Raw genomic sequence first — 19,907 nt, forward strand, 5'->3', positions numbered from 1 at the left:
AGAATAATATTTTGACAGTTTTGCTCGTGCTGTTCCTGTTTAAAGTTTCTGGTTTGACGGGGCAGATCACTGAGGATTCAGCTAAATTGGCGGATCAGGCATATTCGAAATTCTACAGTTCCGAAATGCTCACCGTCAGTCCGGATCATAAATTTGGCATTGTGACCGACAGGAACGAATATGATATTGACAGGGCTTTCATCGTAAACCTGCAATCTAAGAAAACCCAGCCGATAGAAGCGGCTTTTAGCTACAGGTTCTTTGGTGGTGATATCATGGTTGCACAGTTGCAGGGCAAAACGATCATTAGACATCTTAAAAATGGTTTATACAGGGAAATTAAGGGAAACTTTATCTACATTCCATTTCAAAAAGTTGGTAAGTTTATCTTGTATGATAAACAGCAAAGGAAAGCTTGGCTCTATAATGTCGATCTTCAGGTCGTCAGCTCATTTAAAGAGATCGAACAGTTATCAATGTTCAAAGATCAGCCAGTGATCGTATTTGCTACAAAAAATAAGATCTTTAAAATGGACCTCAGGTCATTGCAGACCTCAGATTGGGAAATTTCTGAGAAGGTCTTGTGGCTGCAATCGTCCAAGAAAGAAATAGTGTCGATATCAAATCTGAGGGGAGCGTTTTTCCTGAACAGGTACTCTGTGAAAGGTTCTAGGCAATCTGAAAAAATAGTACTGCCTGAGGATTTCTACATCGATAGCTTGTCATTGTCTACTGCTGAAATAAAAAATGACCGTTATCTTTTACTTCCAGTAAGAAAAAAAGAACGGCAAAGGACAAAGACCAGAGGGCAGATACTATATACCAACCAGAACAGTATTTATCGTATACCAATGATGCAGGTGGCGATCTATGATTTGGACAGGCAAATTTGGAAAAGATCACCGCAAAGCGAAGATGTTTTTTCACAGCAATTTTTCGCGGATGATAAGGGAACTGTTATTTCCTATGATCCGTCAGTTGATAAGGTCGATTCTTTAGGTAACCCGCGTTATCAATTAACAATAGAAAGAGATTTCGGAGGCAAGCGTGTCAGGATCGACAATCCCTACATAAGAAGGATCAATTTTCATTATGATACACCTACTGGGCGTATGATCTACTTCAAAGACCGGCGTTGGTGGATCGAGAATACAAATGATGGAAAAGTCGATCAGATAGCTTTTGAGGCGCCATCATATTTTGTCAGCGATTATAACAGCGGTCTTTCTGATGATCCTTCTGGAAGTGTATATCCTACAAACCATTATGCTAAATATCTGATCAATGATGCCTATGATTTTTTCTTGGTGGACCTAGTCAAGCTTAACGTCAAAAGACTGACCTTCGGAAGGGAAAGTAATGTGAGCTACACTATTTCAAGGGATCCAAGTTTTTTCAGAGGCTCAACAAATTGGGACATGGAAAGAAACCCAGAAATCAATCTGGATCATAAGATCCTGTTTAAAATGTTTAACAATAAAAATTATAATTCAGGGATTGCCGAGTTCAATCTTAAGACATCAAAGCTCAGTGAACTTTTCTCGATCGATGATGATGTCAAAAATATATTTGTAGCTGACGGCTCTGTGGTCTACACATCGAAATCTTACGGAAAGCCTCTCTCTGTCTATTCCCTGAAAAATAAAAGATCTGAGCTAATCTATTCAAGTAAAGGCATTGATAATGGGAATTTGGGTTACTTGAAAAAGGAAATGATTCAGTATGAAGTTGGTGGAAAGGTTCACAATGCGGCATTGCTATATCCGGTCAATTACAGTTCCCAAAAGAAATATCCTCTGATCTTTGATGTTTATGAAAACAAATCGAAAGATGCTTTGAGATTTTTAATTCCGGATCTTTACGAAAATCAGGGATTCAATGCGATGCACTATGTTTACAGTGGCTATTTTGTTCTACTGCCCGATCTTGCATATGAACCTGAACATATCGGTCGTTCAATATCACATTCGGTTGAGAAACTGGTTGGTATTCTAAACAAAAATGAAGCGATAGATATCAAAAAGATGGCAGTCACAGGCAGTTCGTTTGGCGGTTATGAAACAACATTCTTAATGACTCAGGACAAATGGTTCGTTACTGGTTTTGCAGGTGTGAGTCTAGTCGACCTTCCACGTTATGCTATGGAATTCTACAGGGATTTTAAACTGCCAAATTACTTCAGGGTGGAAAAACAGCAAAACAGGATGGTAAAAAATCTTTTTGATAATTACCAGGGATATCTGGACAACTCACCGATCTATCATCTAAAAAACATGAGCAAGCCAATATTGATGTGGTTGGGGAAGGATGACGGCAATGTGTCGCCAGACCAGTCTCGGAGTTTCTTTTTGGGATTGAAACGCCTTGGTAAAAAAGGAATCTTGATGGAATATGACAAAGAAAAACATACTTTAATGAAAAGAGAAAACCAATTTGATGTCAATGTGAAAGGGTGGCAGTGGATGGATCATTTTCTTAAAGATAATAGACCGGCTGATTGGATCACACCATTGTTGGAATAAAAAAAAGGCTGCTGTTCATGAGAACAGCAGCTTTTTAATGATTATTGACGTTGAGAGAGTTCAACATTACAAGTATTGAAATCTCCAGGTGAATCAAGTCCAAATGCTTGTGGCTGACCTGGAATGTTTCCCACGGTGCATATAGGTCCTGGTTGTGTGTCACATTCTGCTACTTTTTCGCAGCTTCCAACTGAATGATTGAAAATGTAACCATCCATTGGTGCAATTTTTTTTCCAGTATTGTTTCCTGAATTACTGGCGTAAGCTGTTCCAATACCTGTTAGGATGACAGCGGCACTTAAAAAGTGCTTTCTAAAAGTGTTCATAATATTAAATTTGATGTGTTTGTGCCTACAGTTGGGGTCTTCGGCTTTACCCTTTACGCTGATCAGCGTGGTTTGTACATGCGCTTGTACTTCATGATATCATTACTTATCAAGACATAGAAATACTGTTCTGTTACCAGGATATCCCTGACCTTGTTACCGTCGACATTTTGGACAGGAAAGCTGTACAGGTAATCATTTTTTCTATAGTCATAAACATCTATTATGCTGGATTTTTTCCAAATGTTATCCGACTCATGCTTCCCCTTAAGATTTGATACGTTAAAGAGAAGCCCATCGTATGCATACTGTAAGCTATTGACCTTCAAAGGTGGTCTGATCATTTTTATCTCCCCATTTTTTGTTTTTTTTACCTCTATTTGGGCAGTTGAAGTTGAGTCAATGGTTCTCCCATTGCCTAGGAATTTTAGGTCTCTGTTGATTCTTCGGTATTCATTGCGGTAGAAGTAGGTATAGATAAATTCTTGCGTCTTCCCATCTTTGACCAGTATGCCATCAGTGTCGAACAACCCGTCGATCTGCTTTTCCAGGAATTGATGATTGAACTTAACTTTATCATTTTTATTATTTAGCATAACACTACCAACCGTATTCTCATTTTTCAGCTTATGATGGGTTCTGAAAATGTAATGTGACGGACCGATCCATAAAAGTTGGGAAAAGAAAAGTTTTTCTGTCATTTTAGATGTAGCGCTGTTTTGAGGAAATATGCCCTCAAATATCACTGGAACTCTACCATCGGAGATCATATAGTTGGGATACTCGACCTGAAGCCTGATGGAACTGAATGCTAAATTTTTATTATCAATATCCAGCGTATCTAAAATAAGATGATCAAACTCTGGAGCCAATTTCCCCATTATCAGAGGGGCAGTGGTATTTCCGAGATAGAGAGTGTCATTTAAAGATCCTGCAAAATAGAACGAATTATTTTTTAGGTCAGTCATTTTAGGATAGTCAATCGCATGGGGGATAAATTTTCTTGTGAAATTATTTTCTTTCTTGATAACATAAACAGAAGACCTGTAAGTAAAAACGACAAATAATCCACTTACCAATACGGTCATTATAATTTTACAAACATATTGAACTGATCTTTTGTCTTTGAATTTTTCAAATATGATAATGCTGATAGTCAATATTATAACACAAACTATATTAAAAATCAAATGTTCCCTCCATCCTAATTTTTCCAGAATCCCGCCGCAGGAGCACGGAACGGATTCACTGTAATTTAATGTCACATAAATATAGACGGAAAAGGATGTCATTAGCCCCAATGAACAATAAAGTCCAAGCAGGCGGGTTGCTTCAGAGACCAGTAATCCGGCAAAAAAAAGTTCAATGATAATGACAGCATAAGAAGCGAGGCCAGCATATGGACTCATGACCGGAGATTGTGCGATCTGAACTTGAAAGTTTTCAAAATCCATGAGTTTGCTCACACTCGCATAGACAAAAAGCAAGATGAAGAAATAGGTTACGAAGCTGGTAAATAATAAGGCAAACTTTCTCATTGCAGTATTTTTAGAGTTTTCTAGTCAGTTTGAACCAATCTCCAAACAGTCTTCTGATTACAGTAATAAGGCATTTTACAGCCCTTAGTTACAGGACAAGTGGTTTTAAAATTCCCCATACTTTCCCAAATACCACTGGCGGGACATGGTAGGTCTGTATAGCAGGTAATGGTAGTTGTACGGGGAATCATTGTTTCTTAATTATAAAATAATTAGTGTCTCCAGTCCTGACCATCTTTTACCGGTGGGTCAGGTACTAGATTTGCGCTGGTGGAGTCAGTCTTCTTTTTAAGATCTTCAAGACCTTGAAGGTCGTCTGTGGTTTGAGAACTTATCTCATCTGTAGTTCTGCAACTTTGTAAAGTAATTGCACTCATGATTAAAATTAATTGAAGGATAATACTTTTCATTTGTTTAAAATTTAATGATCATCCCGGCCGTTCAAATCGATTTAGTAGTTCAAAAATAGACGTGTGTCGAGTAATAAAAAACTGTTTGTAGGTCCATTTTGTAAAGCCCGACGTCGTGTTTTATAAATGCTGACATCTAAAAACAGTTGTAACTGCTTTAAAATTAATTATATGTGTTTATTTGTGCTGTTTTAGCAATAGTCTTGGATAAAAGCGATGATTTTATTATTTTTTGTACTAATTTGGTTAGATGTTATATGAATATCCTGAGCAGAAATATCTTGATCTTAATGCTATTGTTCTTTGTGAAATTATTTTCTCAATCGACAGAGCAAAAAAACTATAGTGGTATCAGATCGCAATTTGAAAATCTCAATAAGAATGATATACGTGCCCTGCCATTCGTCAATGATTATATAAGAGAGGCAAAGAGAGATCTGAACTATGAAGAGTTGACACAGGCTTACCGGGATGCTGTATTCTACACGCCGCATGCCAGGGATAAGCTGATTTATTCTGACAGTATGATATATGCTGCGGAAAAATCCAGAGACAACTCCCTTCTGACATTGGCCTATCTTGGAAAAGGCATCATCTATTACTTTAACTACAAAAAATATGAACCGGCACTCGATCAATATCTCAAAGCCTATGAATATTCTACAAAGACGAATGACAAGTACCTAAAATATAAGGTCATATATCATCTTGGAGTGGTAAAAAGCTACTTAGGCTATTACAAAGATGCTATTGTGCATTTTAATGGTTGCATTAATTTTTTTGAGTGCGAGGGCGAAAAATCATCAAATAATAATGAGATCTATAATTACAAGAGAGGTTATTATAATTCGCTCCATCAAATGATAATATGTCACAGAAATATAGGAAACCTTAAAACTGTTGATAGTTTGATCAATATTGGAATATCAAAGATAAACAGGGAAAAGGATTTTTCACTTGAAAGAAGTTACCTGCTAAAGTGTCGTGGTATTTCTGAATTGAGTCACCATAAATATGACAATGCTATTATCGATTTGGAATCATCTTTACCTGAATTGATCAGTAAGGATTTTTCTTGGGCATCTGTTGCGTATTTCTATCTCGGTAAAAGCTATATGATCAATGACGAGAAAAAAGGCTTGATGCAGATGGAGAAGGTAGATTCAATCTTTAACCGACATCGGTTTATACTTCCGGAATTAAGAAAGAATTATGAGATCTTGATCAAACACTATCGAAAAAAGAAGAATGTTGGAAAAGAACTTTACTACACCAATCAACTACTTGCGGTAGACAGCGTGATCACAAAGAATTTTACTTATTTGTCACCAAGGATCCATAAAGAATATGATACCAAAGCACTTTTGAAGAAAAAGGAATATCTTGAGAACAAAAGTAGATCAAGGTTGCTAATGATCATTTTTCTATCAATGATGGCGACATTCTTTATAGCGCTATTTGTTCAGCGCTATAAAAGAGAAAAAGCAATCCTGTTGAAATATCAGAAATTGCAGGAAAAATTAAACGGAGATGCTATTGGAGCGATTGTCATTGAAAAAGTCGTTGAAAACGAAAGGAAATCTGTACTGTCACCTGAGGTCTGCAAAGATCTGACCGAGAAGATAATTAAATTTGAAAGTAGGAGGGGTTTTGTACAACAGGGCCTAACAATCGCAGGTCTTGCTTCCCAGATCGATACCAATACTTCTTATCTATCCATTTACATCAATGAGTATAAAGGTTCCAACTTCAAAAACTATCTTAATAAACTTAGGATCAATTATATAACGGAACTCCTTAATTCCAATAAGAAATTCCTTTTCTATACCAATGAGGCGTTAGCCGAAGAATGTGGTATTGCCACCCGTCAAAGTTTTTCAGACCTCTTTTATGAAATCAATGGAATCAGACCTCAAGACTATATTAGGAAACGCAAACAGGATCAGGAATTACTCTAAATAGGGGTTTTATTCTGAAAATTTTGTATATTTTTTTAAAAAAAAGGACATGGTAAACAACAAATTTTTAAAAAGTGTACACAAAATATTTATTGATCTTAGTAAAGACTTAGAGCGTATATGTGAGGAAGAAAAAAACACATTGAAAATGGCTGAAAGCTGTTTGATACATATTGATGATGTCGTCAGGAAACTAAAAAGTCAAATTACAAAGCATCAATTCGATTCAATTGCTGATGAAGTGTATTTTTTTAAGGAACTTAAACCAAAATTCATCGCGGAATTTCTATTCTATCAACATATCCTTACTTTGGAATCCGAAAAGCCGCACAATGGTAAAAAGTTACTGCAAAAATTTTACCTTAATGAAATCAGAAAATTGGAAATTCAATATGATGATGATAAGTACTTCTATAATTATTATATCAGGGAAGCTACCTATCTTGATCATAAATATTTCGTTCGCCACTCATACGACCTCAAAATGAAATTGCCACAGCAATTGCATAATTTCGATCATGAATTTACAACTTCGCACGATCATAAGGTTGCCACTATATTGGGCAATCAGAAAATAACATCATATATGAACGACAGAATAACAGAACTGCAGACTGACCAGTGGCAAGATCTGCAAAAATTCAAAAAGCTGGAATGGTCATCATCTAAGGTGAATCTTGTTGAACTAATCTATGGTTTACATCATAGCAGATGCTTCAATGCAGGAACAATTGAACTAAGTGAAACCATCAAAATATTCGAAAGATTATTGGATATCGACCTGAATAATTTCCATAAGATCGTTTCTGAGATCAAATCACGAAAAAATAACAGAATCAAATTTCTACAGTTATTACAGGAAAATTTAAGTCAATTCTTTATAGACACTGATGCATAAAGGGCATATTTGATGATTGATGTTTCTCGGCATTTATCCACAATTAATTCACAGATGCTTTTTTTAAAGGCATTTTAGGACAATCTCTCGGTACTACCGAATGACTACCGAAAAAATTAACTGCATATTTTTAAAATTTGTCAAAACAAAACAAATTGAAAAGTATGACGATAAACATTCTTACAAAAGACGACCTGGACAAGTTTAAAAATGAATTGATCCAAGAGCTTAGTAATATGTTCCATATTAAAACTACGGAACAAAAGCTATGGCTTCGGACTTCAGAAGTTAAAGATCTACTTAATATTTCTTCAGGAACGCTACAAAATCTTAGGGCAAACAGAATTTTATCTTGTAGCAAGGTAGGAGGGATATTGTATTATAATTACAAGGATATTGAAAAGCTTTTAAGTGATCGTAAAAGTTCGTGAAGAAAATTTTTAAATATCACAGATCACTTCACTTCTCAAAGCAACTCTTTAGCATCCGCTTACATTTTAGATCTCCCTTGCAGCAACAAAATTTTAATAAATGAAAATTTTCCTCTGGGTAGATCAACGGTAAAATTAAAAAATTAAAAATAATAAGCAATGAAAAATATAGATTTAACAACGCCAATCTGGCAACTGACTGTAGAAGAATTTTTACAGGTTTCAAAAAATATCGGTTATGAAAAAAAATATGAATATGGATTAAAGGGTCTGGCGAAGATCCTGGGTTGTTCTGTTTCAAAAGCCTCAGAGGTAAAGTCATCTGGACTTCTGGACAAGGCCATTACACAAAACGGCAATATTATTATCATCGATAAAGAAAAGGCCCTGGAATTATTTGGTAAAAAATAGAATGTATTATCTTGAATTGATCCAACGTTTCTGGGATTACAACACGAATGAACCGCTTGGATCAACTGCCATTGCAACCTACTTATTTCTTCTTAAAACTTCTAACGAAAATGACCGGTACGACTTTAAAATTTCAGATGTTGTTGTCGGCAGGGAATTAGGATTGTCAAGAAAAACAGTGATCAAGATCAGACAAAAGCTTAAAAAAGCTGGATTGATTGATTTTAAAACTCAAAAAGGGCATCCTTGTGATTACAGAATCTTGCTCAACAATTCATTGCAGTTTTCAGTGGAGGATAATCTAAAAGTAGCAGAACAAGAGAATGATGATATTAAGAAAGAGCAAAATGATTACGTCCTTTTAGAAGAACTTCTGCAAAGAGAGTTGGTGCTTCAAATTTTGGAAAATAATCAACCTGATACTAGTGAAGCATTAATTGAATCGCAATCAGATCACAAGGATATAGGTTTTCCTTCCTTTTCCGAATTTCTGGACTATGCGCAAACATTAGATGCGTTTGATCCTCAATTAGAATCCGGTATCAGGGAAAAATATGAAACCTGGATCAATAATGGCTGGACCAATAATTTAAAAAGACCCATCACCAATTGGAAATCTTCCTTGAAAAGTGCTCTGCCCTTTATCAATAATTCTATAGATACAGATGGGCTTTCAGCAAAATCAATCCCTGATATAAAGCGTCCAAAGTTTCCCTAATACACGTTGAAATGTTGTAATGACAATCTTGAATGGTCATTACCTTTTAATGAACAAAAATGTAAAAAGCTTGTTAAGTAAGATCGTCATATGGCTGAAAATGAAAAGAATTTAAGATTAATCAAGAAAATTTTTGAAGATAAAAATGAGAGAATTCCTGATCGGATCCGCTTAGGAAATGGTTTTGTGGATGATTTTATTTTTGAGGATCACGAAGCTGCGGATATACCTATCAATGCTTTACGTGTTATTTTTAATATCGTTTCGATAATAAGCAGTGAGCAGTTTCGTCCGGAAGACCGCCCGAAACAGCTTTCACTATTTGACGAAGAATTTGAAACTGAGAACAACATCTTCGCTTCTATGAAGATCAGAAACAATAAGATTTCGCCAAGCGGTTCCAGCAAGCAGGTTATAGATGCCTACGAATTCCTCGCAAAATTTAAAATGAGCTGGTACAAATCCGTGAATTCGAAAGGTAAAGAAATTAAAACTTTTGGCGGGCTTATCTCAACACCAAGCTATGATCACAGAGGCTACACTTCATTCTTGATCAGCAGTTATTGGCTGAAAAAACTAATGGTTATTCCGGAATACAACTACGTGCTGTATAATCTGGTGTATAATATCCGTAACAATAAACATATTATTTTCGCCATTTGGCTGTCAAAGCTTCCGGAGAAAGGAACTATTGTAAAGCTCGCATCTCTGAACAGAAAGTTCGGTGTAAACTATAAAACAGCTAATGATGTTTGTTTCAAATTCCTAAAACCTGCCAGATTGAGTCTTGACCAACACAATAATCTGTCGTTCCATTACAGGTACAAAGGAGACTCTATATTTATTATTCCATACCAAACAAATATGATCAGAGATATTGATTTATCGCTAAATAATAGGGAACAGCTTGAAATGACCCGAAGATTAAGGTATTTCAGAAAAAGATATGATCTGCAGGAGCAGGAAATGGTTCAGTTCTCTTATCAGTATAGGAATATTCCACAAACCAGAGAGCTTATAGAAAAGGCTTTTAGTGAATTTATAAGAAGTACTCGGTTGAAAGAATTTAAATCTACAGCCTATAAAGGGAAAGCTTTTCTGAATGAAATTCAGGAAAATTTGGTTGTTGTGTACAGAAATACAAAAATGGGAACATTGCTGCCGAATGGCTATCCTGTTATTATCTGATTTCGGAATTGCACTTATCTGTATTTCGGAATAGCGCTCATCCGGAATTCGGAATGGCACTCTCTGAAGTTAACACATTGTTAAAATCTGAAATTTTTGAGATGAGTTTTCGGAATTGCACTCATTACAAATGGAAAATAATTTTGGTAGGTGCGCATACTTTAGAAAATGATAAGAAAAGAAAATCCAAATCGGATTTGCGCTCATTCCGTAACTATTGTTTTTTCGGATTTGCACTCATTCGTTTTACGGAATTGCGCTCATCCGAAATTCGGAATTGCACTCATTCCAAAGAGATGTCATCATCCCTTTCAAAAGGCGATCCGGCAGATCACTAAAAGTATATTAAAAAATAATAAAAAGTGTTTTTTTTTAATAAAAGGGAAATGTGGATAAAAAATTTGCATTAAAAAGAAAAAAATGAATTGCGAACAAATCAAAGATCAAGTTAGTATCAGACAACTATTGGAGTCGTTCAATATTTTTCCTGTGAAAGAGAACCGTAAAACGGCTTTTTATTATGCTTTGGACAGGGAAGAAAAAATACCAAGTTTTTCGGTTGACTACATCAAAAACAAAGGGTTTGATTTCGGAACAGGAAAGATCTACGATGTCATTTCAATTGTTCAGGTCATCAACAAGTGCTCTGTTTCTGAAGCCCTGAAATATCTACAAAGATTTAATTTTTCTCTCCAAGAAGATAAGGTTGATGGGGAATTATTAAAAACTTCAAGTTATCACATCTTGAAAGTAAGTGAAATCCGGCACGCTGCGCTTGTTCAATACCTGCAATCCCGAAAAGTTTTAGATCAGAAGGATTTGGTGAAAGAGATTCATTATGAAATGAATGGTAAAAAATATTTCGGAATTGGTTTTTTTAATATTTCAGGTGGAGTAGAGGTGCGAAATAAATACGCCAAATTGTGTCTTGGAAGGAAGGATGTTACTTTAATAAAGAATGATTTGAACACTCTTCGTGAAGTGATAGTCTTTGAAGGCTTTTTTGATTTTCTGACCTATTTAACCATTAAAAATTTTAGAAGTGAAACTGCCGATTACCTTATCTTAAACTCCACTGCAATGTTCTTCAAAGTTGAAAACGAGTTGAAGGATTATCATAAAATTTCTCTTTTTCTGGATAATGATTCTAATGGGAAAACAAATAAAGAAAACATTCAAAAGAATTATAAAAATGTGGAAGATTGTTCTTTGCTGTATCTGGGCTTTAAGGATTTGAATGAATGGTTCTGTAATTATTAAGAAAATTATGAATTGAGATATTTGTTGACAGCCTCTTCAATATCTTCTTTAATAAATTCCCAGTACTTTCCGTGTAGGCAGAAAGGGTCAAAATCATCATCTGCAGCGCTTAAGTCAATAAAATTCTTCAAGATCAAATCTTTGTCGTGAGAGTAAGGGTAAGTACCTCCTACAAGTCTGAAATCCGCAAAAACCTCTGAAGCCATTAGGATTTGCAAAGTGTTTTTCAGTAAATCATTGACGGTATTATAATACATATAATGTTATGATTTTTTGTGCAGCTTCATCGGTAGCGTTGTTTTTGTTTGTAACGCTGCCTCTACTTTTATTTTACCATAAAAACGAATGGTCTCGTTTTTTTCCTCATCATTTCCGCGCTCAAATATTCGTCTTATAACAGCTTTATGCTGTCTGTTCCAATCGATCCTATTAATATCAGTATCCCAAAATAAAGATTTTCGAAGTATTGAAAGCTTCGGTGTATCCTTTATTTTTTCCTTTTCAAGTTTGATGTCATAATAACTTTGAAGGATAACGATGCTCCCTTCCTCAAGTTCAAGTTGTTTTTCGATTTTTAATGCCAGCGGAACAGGAATCTTTCTTTTTCCTTTGGTTATATTATTGATTGCCTGAGCAGATTCACCGATAGACAAAGCAAAGGGGCGCTTTTTAAGCGAACGTTTTTCAAGCTCCCGCTCAAGAACGATTCCCGGATGTATTCCTTTGTATTTTAACAGTGATTTCATAACACAAATATAAACAAATTTGTTTACATATTATTCGGGGTTTTATTTTTTAAACTATCACTAAAAGCATATTTTCTGACGTTGAATTTTTCACATTTCCGAAATGTCGTTTTGTCTGTTTTAGTCGATTCGAACTGATGTCTTGCTTTTTACTAATGCAAATGTAGGACAGCATCATTCACTCAAAAAAATATTTTTGGGTTTCTATAAAAATTCTTTCCACAAGCTCCAATAATTTTTTCAGACACTCCTGAATCCTTCGGACAAAAATATTTCTAGCCCCAACGCTCAAGAAATTTCAAGCGTTGGGGTTTTGTGTGCCTGATACTTTCCTATGATCATCGGCAAAGAAAAAGCCGGAACCTCAGTTATACGAATCAATTAAAATAACAGACCCTCTTTGACATCAACGGAAAAACAAATAAAATAAAACAAATAAAAATTATGCTTTTCCAATTGGATATAAGCAAAAAAAGAAAAAAACCGAGTGTCCTCGAAGCCAAATCAATCAAATCGAAAATTTATCAATCAACAAAAAATAATTATTAACATTTTAAATCAAACATTATGAACATCGTAGGCAGAATTACAAAAAACGCAGAGATCAACACTTTGAAAGGTGACAAAAAAGTAGTGAATTTCTCAGTAGTAATCAATGAAAGCTACAAGAACAAACAAGGTGAACGTGTAGAACAGGCGACCTACTACAATTGCTCCTATTGGATAAGTCCAAAGGTAGCGAGCATCCTTACCAAAGGAACATTGGTGGAATTAACAGGCAGAGTGAGTTCCAATGCGTGGATAGGAAAGGACGGAGAAATTAAGTCAGGTCTCAATTTCCATACTTCAAACATCAAATTACACGGTGGTGGTCAAAAAACAGACACAGTTGTAACAAATGATCCGAAACAAAAGAAAGCAATTGTTACAGAGGGCGAAAATGATGATGACCTGCCATTTTAATCACTAACCAATAATACCAACAGAATGAAAATATCAAACATACCAACAGATTACCTTTTAGTAAAGGCTTTCAATGAATCTGAACTTTGTGATTTTGCGATCGTTCATACAACCGAGCAATGGCGTGTCAGACAAAAAGAAAGGATCATTGCAATGACCGCATTTAAAAATGATGATTCCTTTAAATGGCTCAATTACAAAGATGAATCAGTCGATTTTTTTCGCTACTCCGATGAAGATCATCCAGAAATTCAGCAATGGCTTTCAGAAAATAATATGCTTTTTATTGAAACCAATGCAGAAGAATTGAAAATGCTGAAAGGCATTGATTTTAAAATGTCCAGTTATCAGATGCAGGTTTTCAGTAATGGTAACGCCGTTTACAGCTGCTTTGAAAAGAATTTAGGGGATGAATTCTGGACTTGCGAATTTTCATTGAATGAACTGACTTGATAATCATATAAAAGAATATTATGCAGACCAATTTTTTTAGGCAGATCGCTAAACTTAATCTCAAAGGGGATCTACAGATGATCCTCCGAGAAAATACAGATAACAGTTTCGTTCTTTCCGTATTGCTCAATAATGAGCAATGCGGTGACGAAGCAAGAAAGACAATTCCCCCTCTTAATCTCAGAGGGACAGCAGAAGAATTAGACAATGGCTTTTTTGAAACTGTAACGACACCGTTACAAACCGTTTCGGGACTAATGGTGGATATGGAAGCTTTTATGAAACAACTTGAAGAAGCTAAAAAGAAGTCGGCTATGGAAAAAGAAAAAGCCGAGAAAATGAAAAAGGAGAAGGATGCAAAGGATAAAAAGTATAAAGATGCTTTGCTGAAAGCCGAGGAACTTGAAAAAGAACAAAAGTATAAAGATGCCTGGACAGCACTTCCGAAAGCTTCTGAATTTCCGGAATATGCTGAAATTATTCAAAAGAAACAGGACGAGTATGAAAAACATTTTGCCCCAAGCCTTTTTTCGGGAGACCATTCTCAAACTTAACTTTAAAATGAAAATCAATGTTACTTGCAACACAATTAGAGAGAGTCTTTATCATCAACGATAATGGACAGGAAATACAGTTGACCGACCCCGAACCTAAATGGAGTGTCGAAGCTGTAATGAATTTTTACAGCAATGCTTACCCGATTTTAACTACCGCAAAAGTATCAGCACCTAAAATAGTAAAGGATTTCATCCACTACCATTTTGAAAGTGTGATGGGTACAAAAGGGTAGGATTAACAATTAAATAAACAAAATGAATAATGTCAAAAGAAATTATTTCGGGAAAATTAAAACCATCCGAAGACAGAGAACAAAAAAAACTGTTTCAACAGTTAAGAGCATTTTCAGAATGGATGAAGCAGGAAAAAGACAGTTCCGAGATTCGGCAGGACAAACGGCAGTCAGTTCCGATAGCACATCTTCCAATGGTTTTTTAAAAATAAGATTTTTACCAAAAATGATGATTAGTGAGAATACAGAGGTATGTGAGAATAGTAAGAATGCTAAAAAGACTGAGAGGGATTTTTTTAAATCCCTTAATCAGCTAACAAAGCACTACAACATTGATCAGTTACCTGTCGGGAATTTTAAATATCCTTATAATATCGCACTTTCCATATGGCATACCGCTAAAATGTTGAGAGAAAACAAACCTCATTTCAATAGCCTTCAATTGGTGCAAGATAATGATGAAAGATACTTGATCAGCGAAGAACGGTACAATACTTCGACCACACTTTTTTATATTCCTGTAATTCCACTTTATCATTTATTGAAAAACAAAACCAGGAAAAAATCAGCACAACTGCTTTTATCTGTTTGTTCCTACCTGTACAAAAATGCCGACATTCCTTACTACCGACAACAGGGCTCTTATTTATATTGGAATTATGAAATGCTTTCCGATTGGCTAAGTGATGATGAAGAAATAGATGAAAATCACATTATCCGAAAAGAATTACTGCAAGCTGAAATGATAGGTGATTATATGGAGCAGAAAATTTCAAATGATAAAAATTTAGAAATTTTTATGGAGAGAATAAACACATTCAAGCCAACAGATGATTTTGACAGAAAATGTTTTCAGATTGCAAAAAGCACATTTGAACTTTATTCTGATTATCCCAATGAAAGCATCTTCAGAAATGCCCATTTTAATAATTTGTCAATGAAAGAAACTATTTATGTTAGTGAGGATGATGAAGAGAAAGTCATTACAATGGACAAATACATTTCTTTTTTTGCCAATGATTACGGTTCGGTCTATCAAAACCTTGTTGATGGTATCAATAACGAATTTAATGAATATGCCGAACTGCAGGAACCCGTCATCATTAAAACCTTCAATGGAAAATCTCTCGATAATGTCAATCTTGATTTTGAAGATCGTCTTTTTAGAATAGTAACAGATCTGATAAATATTTTGGGATAAACAAATGAATTAGAAAATGGAAAATATGAATCAATCCACGGATATTACAGGCAATTTTGGAATTCTTTACCATCCAAAATCAGCACTTGTATTTTATCAGGCAGATAAGTCTACTTCTGATATGTATGTAGAAAGTTTTGATATGGATAAGAATGGAAATCTTGCCAATGCACATCCATTATCAGTGAGGGAAGCAAATAGACTTTCTAAAATGCTAAAGGTAAGAAGTAATGAGGAAAGAAGCTTTTTAAAGCCTCAAACAATTTTGTCCTCGAACATTCTTTACATAGATTCCTCTGAAAAAGGTAGGGTGGTGTGGTTTACCAAAGCACAGCAAAAAGAACTTTTTTTCGTAGAAAATTTAGAAATTCCAAACGGTAAAGCAAATGTTCCGCCTTTGCTTTGGATTGCCGACAAACAGGGATTGAAAATATTTGCTTTGTTGTCAGATGAAAGACCCGATGAAGCCACCAATGTTTTTTATGCGCCATTTTTCAATGTCTATCAAAATGGAAATGTCTGTATGGGGTCGGTAGATGTCAAAATAAAAAATTCAGCCTCATTGGAAGAATTTATTGAGAATTGGGAGAACTGCTTTTTTAATTCTTATTTCAGCCATCTGATGCTGAATCATAATCCGGTTAAAGGAAATTGCGTGAATCTCTGGAAGAGACTGATTGAATCGAACGAACCTTTTCCTATCAATGTTTTAGTTGATGCCAATCTTAATTTAAAAAATATCCTGCAATGATCAATATACAAAAGCCAAAAGTTCATTTTATTGATAACCAGTTACTTGATCCGCCAAACCCTGTGACTGTAAATCTGATTGGTGCTGGTGGTACAGGTTCTCAGGTTTTGATTGCGTTGGCAAGAATGAATCACGCATTGACAGAACTCGGTCATCCTGGTCTTTGGGTGAGATTATGGGATAATGATGTGGTTACAGCCGCTAATTTCGGCAGACAATTATTTGCAGAAAGTGAATCTGGATTGTACAAATCAACCGCCTTGATCAATAGGACTAATAGATTTTTTGGGACTAATTGGAAGGCTGAAACAAGCAATTTTGAAAAAGACATTTTAAGAGGTTTTGATATAAATAAACAGTCCAGCATCTATATTTCTTGTGTTGATAGTATACAGTCACGCTTCAACATTGCTGAAATCCTTAACGAATTAAAAGAAATCGGAGGCTATTATCGAAGTAAAGGCAGGTACTGGATAGACTTCGGAAACAGTCAACAGTCGGGACAGGTTTTGCTTTCTACAATTGGTAAAATAAAACAACCTGATTCAGAAAAATTTGACACTGTAGAAAGTCTTCCGTTTATAACGGATGAATTCGGGGATTTACTGAAAATTTCAGAATCTCAGGATGATACACCAAGCTGCAGTCTTGCGGAAGCTTTGGAAAAACAGGATCTGTACATCAATTCAACGTTAGCCCAAATGGGAACATCTTTGTTGTGGAGTTTATTTCGTAATGGATTTATCGAAAACAAAGGTTTTTTTCTCAATTTAAAAACGTTTCAATCCCAACCGATCAAAGTCGCCTGACAAAAATCGGGCGGAAAAAATGCAATTTCTTCCTGTGGTCGAAATCGCATTTTTGCCAAAGCGGAGCAAGCACATTTCAAAATCATTGCCTTGTCAATTCCCTATATGTTTTTGAAAAGAGCTTGCGGATTTAATTAAAGGTTTATATTCTGATGTTCCAGTTCAAAGTAGGTGGTGTATTGGTAATCTTTTTCACTTCTGTAATAACCTCTTATGTAAGGAAGTTCTTCGTTAAATGGCTTTCCATCTATGTAGTGAACATAGATTATTGGGTCATCATTTGCCATCTCAATATCTAAAATATTCTCATAGGGAATTCGTTGTACGATTCCAGCTCTTACAATTACTAAACTTTTTGAAACAGAGTCTTTTGATCGATCATTAAGATAGTTCCACTCATTCTTTTCATTGACTACAATCTCACAATATCCTAAAAAAGCTACTTCGATGTAATATTCATCAATCTTTTGAAAAAATGATTTATACCAACTAGGAACTTCATTATTTTCTGAATCTTCATCAAAATTTGGATATTTTCTGTCTTCAATGGATCTAACAAGTACTTCAGAACAAATAATGCTGTGAGAAGGGTCGTAATAATTTATCTGTTGATCTTGTTTTGTATCCAAGGTTCTTAAAAAGTTCTTCACAACTTTTTTTCTGGTTGACTGTATAGATTTAAAAATATTTTTAGAATTATCCAGCTTATTTGATTGTTGCTTGTCGTTTTTAAGAATATCTCTGATCTTTTTCATCTTTTGAATTGGAAGAAAAGCTACTCTTTTATTGATATCGGAAAAATCAAGAATATGTATGTTTGGATCAAACGTGAAAGCTTCTTTGATATAAAGATTGCTATATCTATTTTGTTTTTTCCCTAAGATGAAAACTATTAACGTTTTATATTTTGCATCTAAATTATTACTAAAGAACTTGTTCAAGGTGTCCTGTATCTTCAATTTTTTGCTTGAGGAAGTCACTTGAACCGCAATTGAATTATCAATGTCCTCCAAATCAATTGCCGGGCTGTTTTTCTTATTTTCATTCGAATTTATTAACTTCCATTCAAACATTATATTAAGAATTTCTTTTATATGATACTCATAAATAATATTTGCATCATAAAGATTGGATTCTGATAATAATTCCAATTTGTACTTCAGAATACTTAGTTCGGCGATAATTTCTTTTAATAGAATTTCCCTATCCATTTTTAATTACAGTTCATTGGGTTTTAAACCTATTGCTAAACCAATAGGATAACTGATGTCAAACCATTTATAGTCGACGTACATCTCATTAGGTCGCTCATTTATTTTTAATCTGGCTACTATAACACTTTTTACATCAACATCGAGATCAGATAAGAAGCGCTCATAAATGATATCGTTAGCGATTAAAAGAATGTTATTGGATTGCTTAAATCGTTCAATATCATCCATAATCTGGAAGGCAACCAGTTCGCTAGTATACGTTATAGAGGTTTTGACCAAAATGCCTTTATAATTAAAACTACTATTTCTTGGGTCTATCAATATGTGATCTTCTAAGTTATGGTGGTTGCTTATGTATATATAGCAAGCGATATCATTATTGTGATCTACAAATCTGTTATATTTTAGAATTTTTTCAGCCAGATCTTTCAGTGATGGCTCTTCGAAATCCCTGTTCCAGATCCCAGCATATAATTTTTTTGTTTCTATTAAAGATTCCTGAAGAAAGATGCCATCAATAATTACTGATATGTATTTTTTCTCCCTTAACTCAGCGAATATCGCATTGATTTTTTCTGCCTTGTCTTGGTCAAAAGTGTAATTGTCTTTTAAGAAATTAATTTTTTTGGTTGTTATACTTAATGTATATTCTGACACTTTTTCTGTAAAAATGCTAAAATCACTTGGTAAAAAACAAAATAAATTTTCTTCTTTATGTTCGTTGATTATATAAACAAATAACACGAAGTTTCTACCAATATAACTCTTTGGTATTCTTACGTTTGTACTACTTTTTATCTTTCTCGATTTGCTCTGTATCCTAATAAAATGCAGTTTATCGCTGTCAAGTTTCTGTGTGAGCATAAAATCAGCACCATCTTTGTCATAAGACAATTCTGAATGTATTTCAAAATCATATTTTAACAATCGAGATTTGATATAGCTTTCGCCTAATTTTTCTGCCGGTTTATTATCCATAATTAAACAGCTTTAGTATATCTGAATTTTCCTTGATAAACAATTTTATTTACCGGAATAGATGTCTTTTTTCCCTTTCCAGTTCCGAATTCCTTGATAAGATCTTCAAACATAATTTGGGTTTATACATTGTTGATGTTACAATTACTTTGTTACAATTTCAAAGAAAATTTTTGCCACCAAGTTTTTAGCTTTAATAGTTTTGCCAAATGTATTAATTGTCTGCCATTTTTCCTTTGGTTTTAATATATTCTTACGTTGATTTTTATTAAGTATACTCGTAGTGCATTATTACATTAATTCAATTTTAAGTCTATTCTTTTTTCTACTGAAAACAAAACC

22 protein-coding genes are annotated in these 19,907 nt (G+C 34.6%); 15 read left to right on the forward strand and 7 right to left on the reverse strand.

What is annotated here, in order from left to right; translation table 11 throughout:
- The first annotated feature begins 11 nt into the window (after window positions 1–11).
- A complete protein-coding gene (locus AXA65_RS11990) occupies window positions 12–2,522 on the forward strand; it encodes an alpha/beta hydrolase family protein (protein WP_165596600.1) in 2,511 nt (836 codons plus the stop codon).
- 41 nt (window positions 2,523–2,563) lie between these two features.
- On the opposite strand, the gene AXA65_RS11995 is transcribed toward AXA65_RS11990, so the two are convergent.
- The 3 genes from AXA65_RS11995 to AXA65_RS12005 form a co-directional block, all read right to left on the reverse strand.
- Window positions 2,564–2,848, reverse strand: coding sequence for a hypothetical protein (locus AXA65_RS11995; RefSeq protein WP_063970339.1), 285 nt, complete (start codon window positions 2,846–2,848; stop codon window positions 2,564–2,566).
- Between the two features lie 62 nt (window positions 2,849–2,910).
- Complete coding sequence (locus tag AXA65_RS12000; RefSeq protein ID WP_063970340.1) at window positions 2,911–4,386, reverse strand: DoxX family protein; 1,476 nt, start codon at window positions 4,384–4,386, stop codon at window positions 2,911–2,913.
- Window positions 4,387–4,598: 212 nt separating this feature from the next.
- Window positions 4,599–4,796 carry a hypothetical protein gene (locus tag AXA65_RS12005; RefSeq protein ID WP_063970341.1) on the reverse strand — a complete coding sequence of 66 codons (198 nt, stop codon included), beginning with the start codon at window positions 4,794–4,796 and terminating at the stop codon, window positions 4,599–4,601.
- Between the two features lie 257 nt (window positions 4,797–5,053).
- Between AXA65_RS12005 and AXA65_RS12010 the strand changes: the two genes are divergently transcribed.
- From AXA65_RS12010 to AXA65_RS12040, 7 genes are all read left to right on the forward strand, one after another.
- Window positions 5,054–6,754 (forward strand): helix-turn-helix domain-containing protein, encoded by a 1,701-nt coding sequence (locus tag AXA65_RS12010; protein ID WP_063970342.1) that lies wholly within the window; start codon window positions 5,054–5,056, stop codon window positions 6,752–6,754.
- Between the two features lie 148 nt (window positions 6,755–6,902).
- The gene (locus AXA65_RS12015) at window positions 6,903–7,652 is read left to right on the forward strand and encodes an RteC domain-containing protein (protein ID WP_165596601.1); all 750 of its coding nucleotides are present in this window, start codon (window positions 6,903–6,905) and stop codon (window positions 7,650–7,652) included.
- Between the two features lie 164 nt (window positions 7,653–7,816).
- Window positions 7,817–8,083: a helix-turn-helix domain-containing protein gene (locus AXA65_RS12020; protein ID WP_063970344.1), complete on the forward strand. Its 267-nt coding sequence runs from the start codon at window positions 7,817–7,819 to the stop codon at window positions 8,081–8,083.
- Between the two features lie 159 nt (window positions 8,084–8,242).
- A complete protein-coding gene (locus AXA65_RS12025; RefSeq protein ID WP_063970345.1) occupies window positions 8,243–8,494 on the forward strand; it encodes a DUF3853 family protein in 252 nt (83 codons plus the stop codon).
- A 1-nt stretch (window position 8,495) separates the two neighbouring features.
- Entirely contained in the window at window positions 8,496–9,212 is a 717-nt protein-coding gene (locus AXA65_RS12030; protein ID WP_063970346.1) for an Lrp/AsnC family transcriptional regulator, read from the forward strand.
- A 90-nt stretch (window positions 9,213–9,302) separates the two neighbouring features.
- Window positions 9,303–10,400, forward strand: coding sequence for a hypothetical protein (locus AXA65_RS12035; protein ID WP_063970347.1), 1,098 nt, complete (start codon window positions 9,303–9,305; stop codon window positions 10,398–10,400).
- Between the two features lie 420 nt (window positions 10,401–10,820).
- Entirely contained in the window at window positions 10,821–11,660 is an 840-nt protein-coding gene (locus AXA65_RS12040) for a toprim domain-containing protein (RefSeq protein ID WP_063970348.1), read from the forward strand.
- Window positions 11,661–11,665: 5 nt separating this feature from the next.
- On the opposite strand, the gene AXA65_RS20045 is transcribed toward AXA65_RS12040, so the two are convergent.
- Both AXA65_RS20045 and AXA65_RS12050 read right to left on the reverse strand, forming a co-directional pair.
- The gene (locus tag AXA65_RS20045) at window positions 11,666–11,917 is read right to left on the reverse strand and encodes a hypothetical protein (protein WP_185114325.1); all 252 of its coding nucleotides are present in this window, start codon (window positions 11,915–11,917) and stop codon (window positions 11,666–11,668) included.
- Between the two features lie 6 nt (window positions 11,918–11,923).
- Complete coding sequence (locus AXA65_RS12050) at window positions 11,924–12,406, reverse strand: transcriptional regulator (protein WP_063970350.1); 483 nt, start codon at window positions 12,404–12,406, stop codon at window positions 11,924–11,926.
- Between the two features lie 567 nt (window positions 12,407–12,973).
- On the opposite strand from AXA65_RS12050, the gene AXA65_RS12055 reads away from it, so the two are divergent.
- From AXA65_RS12055 to AXA65_RS12085, 7 genes are read left to right on the forward strand one after another with little or no spacing between them, the layout of a single operon-like run.
- Window positions 12,974–13,369: a single-stranded DNA-binding protein gene (locus AXA65_RS12055; RefSeq protein WP_063970351.1), complete on the forward strand. Its 396-nt coding sequence runs from the start codon at window positions 12,974–12,976 to the stop codon at window positions 13,367–13,369.
- A 24-nt stretch (window positions 13,370–13,393) separates the two neighbouring features.
- Window positions 13,394–13,822, forward strand: a complete 429-nt coding sequence (locus AXA65_RS12060; protein WP_063970352.1) for a hypothetical protein — start codon at window positions 13,394–13,396, stop codon at window positions 13,820–13,822.
- Between the two features lie 20 nt (window positions 13,823–13,842).
- Entirely contained in the window at window positions 13,843–14,376 is a 534-nt protein-coding gene (locus AXA65_RS12065) for a PRTRC system protein E (RefSeq protein WP_063970353.1), read from the forward strand.
- Between the two features lie 17 nt (window positions 14,377–14,393).
- Window positions 14,394–14,612, forward strand: coding sequence for a PRTRC system protein C (locus AXA65_RS12070; protein WP_063970354.1), 219 nt, complete (start codon window positions 14,394–14,396; stop codon window positions 14,610–14,612).
- 22 nt (window positions 14,613–14,634) lie between these two features.
- The gene (locus AXA65_RS12075; protein WP_063970355.1) at window positions 14,635–15,813 is read left to right on the forward strand and encodes a hypothetical protein; all 1,179 of its coding nucleotides are present in this window, start codon (window positions 14,635–14,637) and stop codon (window positions 15,811–15,813) included.
- A 25-nt stretch (window positions 15,814–15,838) separates the two neighbouring features.
- Window positions 15,839–16,564, forward strand: a complete 726-nt coding sequence (locus AXA65_RS12080; RefSeq protein ID WP_063970362.1) for a PRTRC system protein B — start codon at window positions 15,839–15,841, stop codon at window positions 16,562–16,564.
- A complete protein-coding gene (locus tag AXA65_RS12085) occupies window positions 16,564–17,373 on the forward strand; it encodes a PRTRC system ThiF family protein (RefSeq protein WP_063970361.1) in 810 nt (269 codons plus the stop codon). The genes AXA65_RS12080 and AXA65_RS12085 overlap by 1 nt, the downstream gene beginning before the upstream one ends.
- 134 nt (window positions 17,374–17,507) lie before the next feature.
- On the opposite strand, the gene AXA65_RS12090 is transcribed toward AXA65_RS12085, so the two are convergent.
- Together AXA65_RS12090 and AXA65_RS12095 are read right to left on the reverse strand one after the other, a co-directional pair.
- The gene (locus AXA65_RS12090) at window positions 17,508–18,584 is read right to left on the reverse strand and encodes an SMEK domain-containing protein (RefSeq protein WP_063970356.1); all 1,077 of its coding nucleotides are present in this window, start codon (window positions 18,582–18,584) and stop codon (window positions 17,508–17,510) included.
- A 6-nt stretch (window positions 18,585–18,590) separates the two neighbouring features.
- Window positions 18,591–19,565 (reverse strand): hypothetical protein, encoded by a 975-nt coding sequence (locus AXA65_RS12095; RefSeq protein WP_063970357.1) that lies wholly within the window; start codon window positions 19,563–19,565, stop codon window positions 18,591–18,593.
- Between the last annotated feature and the right edge of the window lie 342 nt (window positions 19,566–19,907).

Source organism: Chryseobacterium sp. FP211-J200 (assembly GCF_001643375.1).
In the GTDB taxonomy this organism is placed as follows: domain Bacteria; phylum Bacteroidota; class Bacteroidia; order Flavobacteriales; family Weeksellaceae; genus Epilithonimonas; species Epilithonimonas ginsengisoli.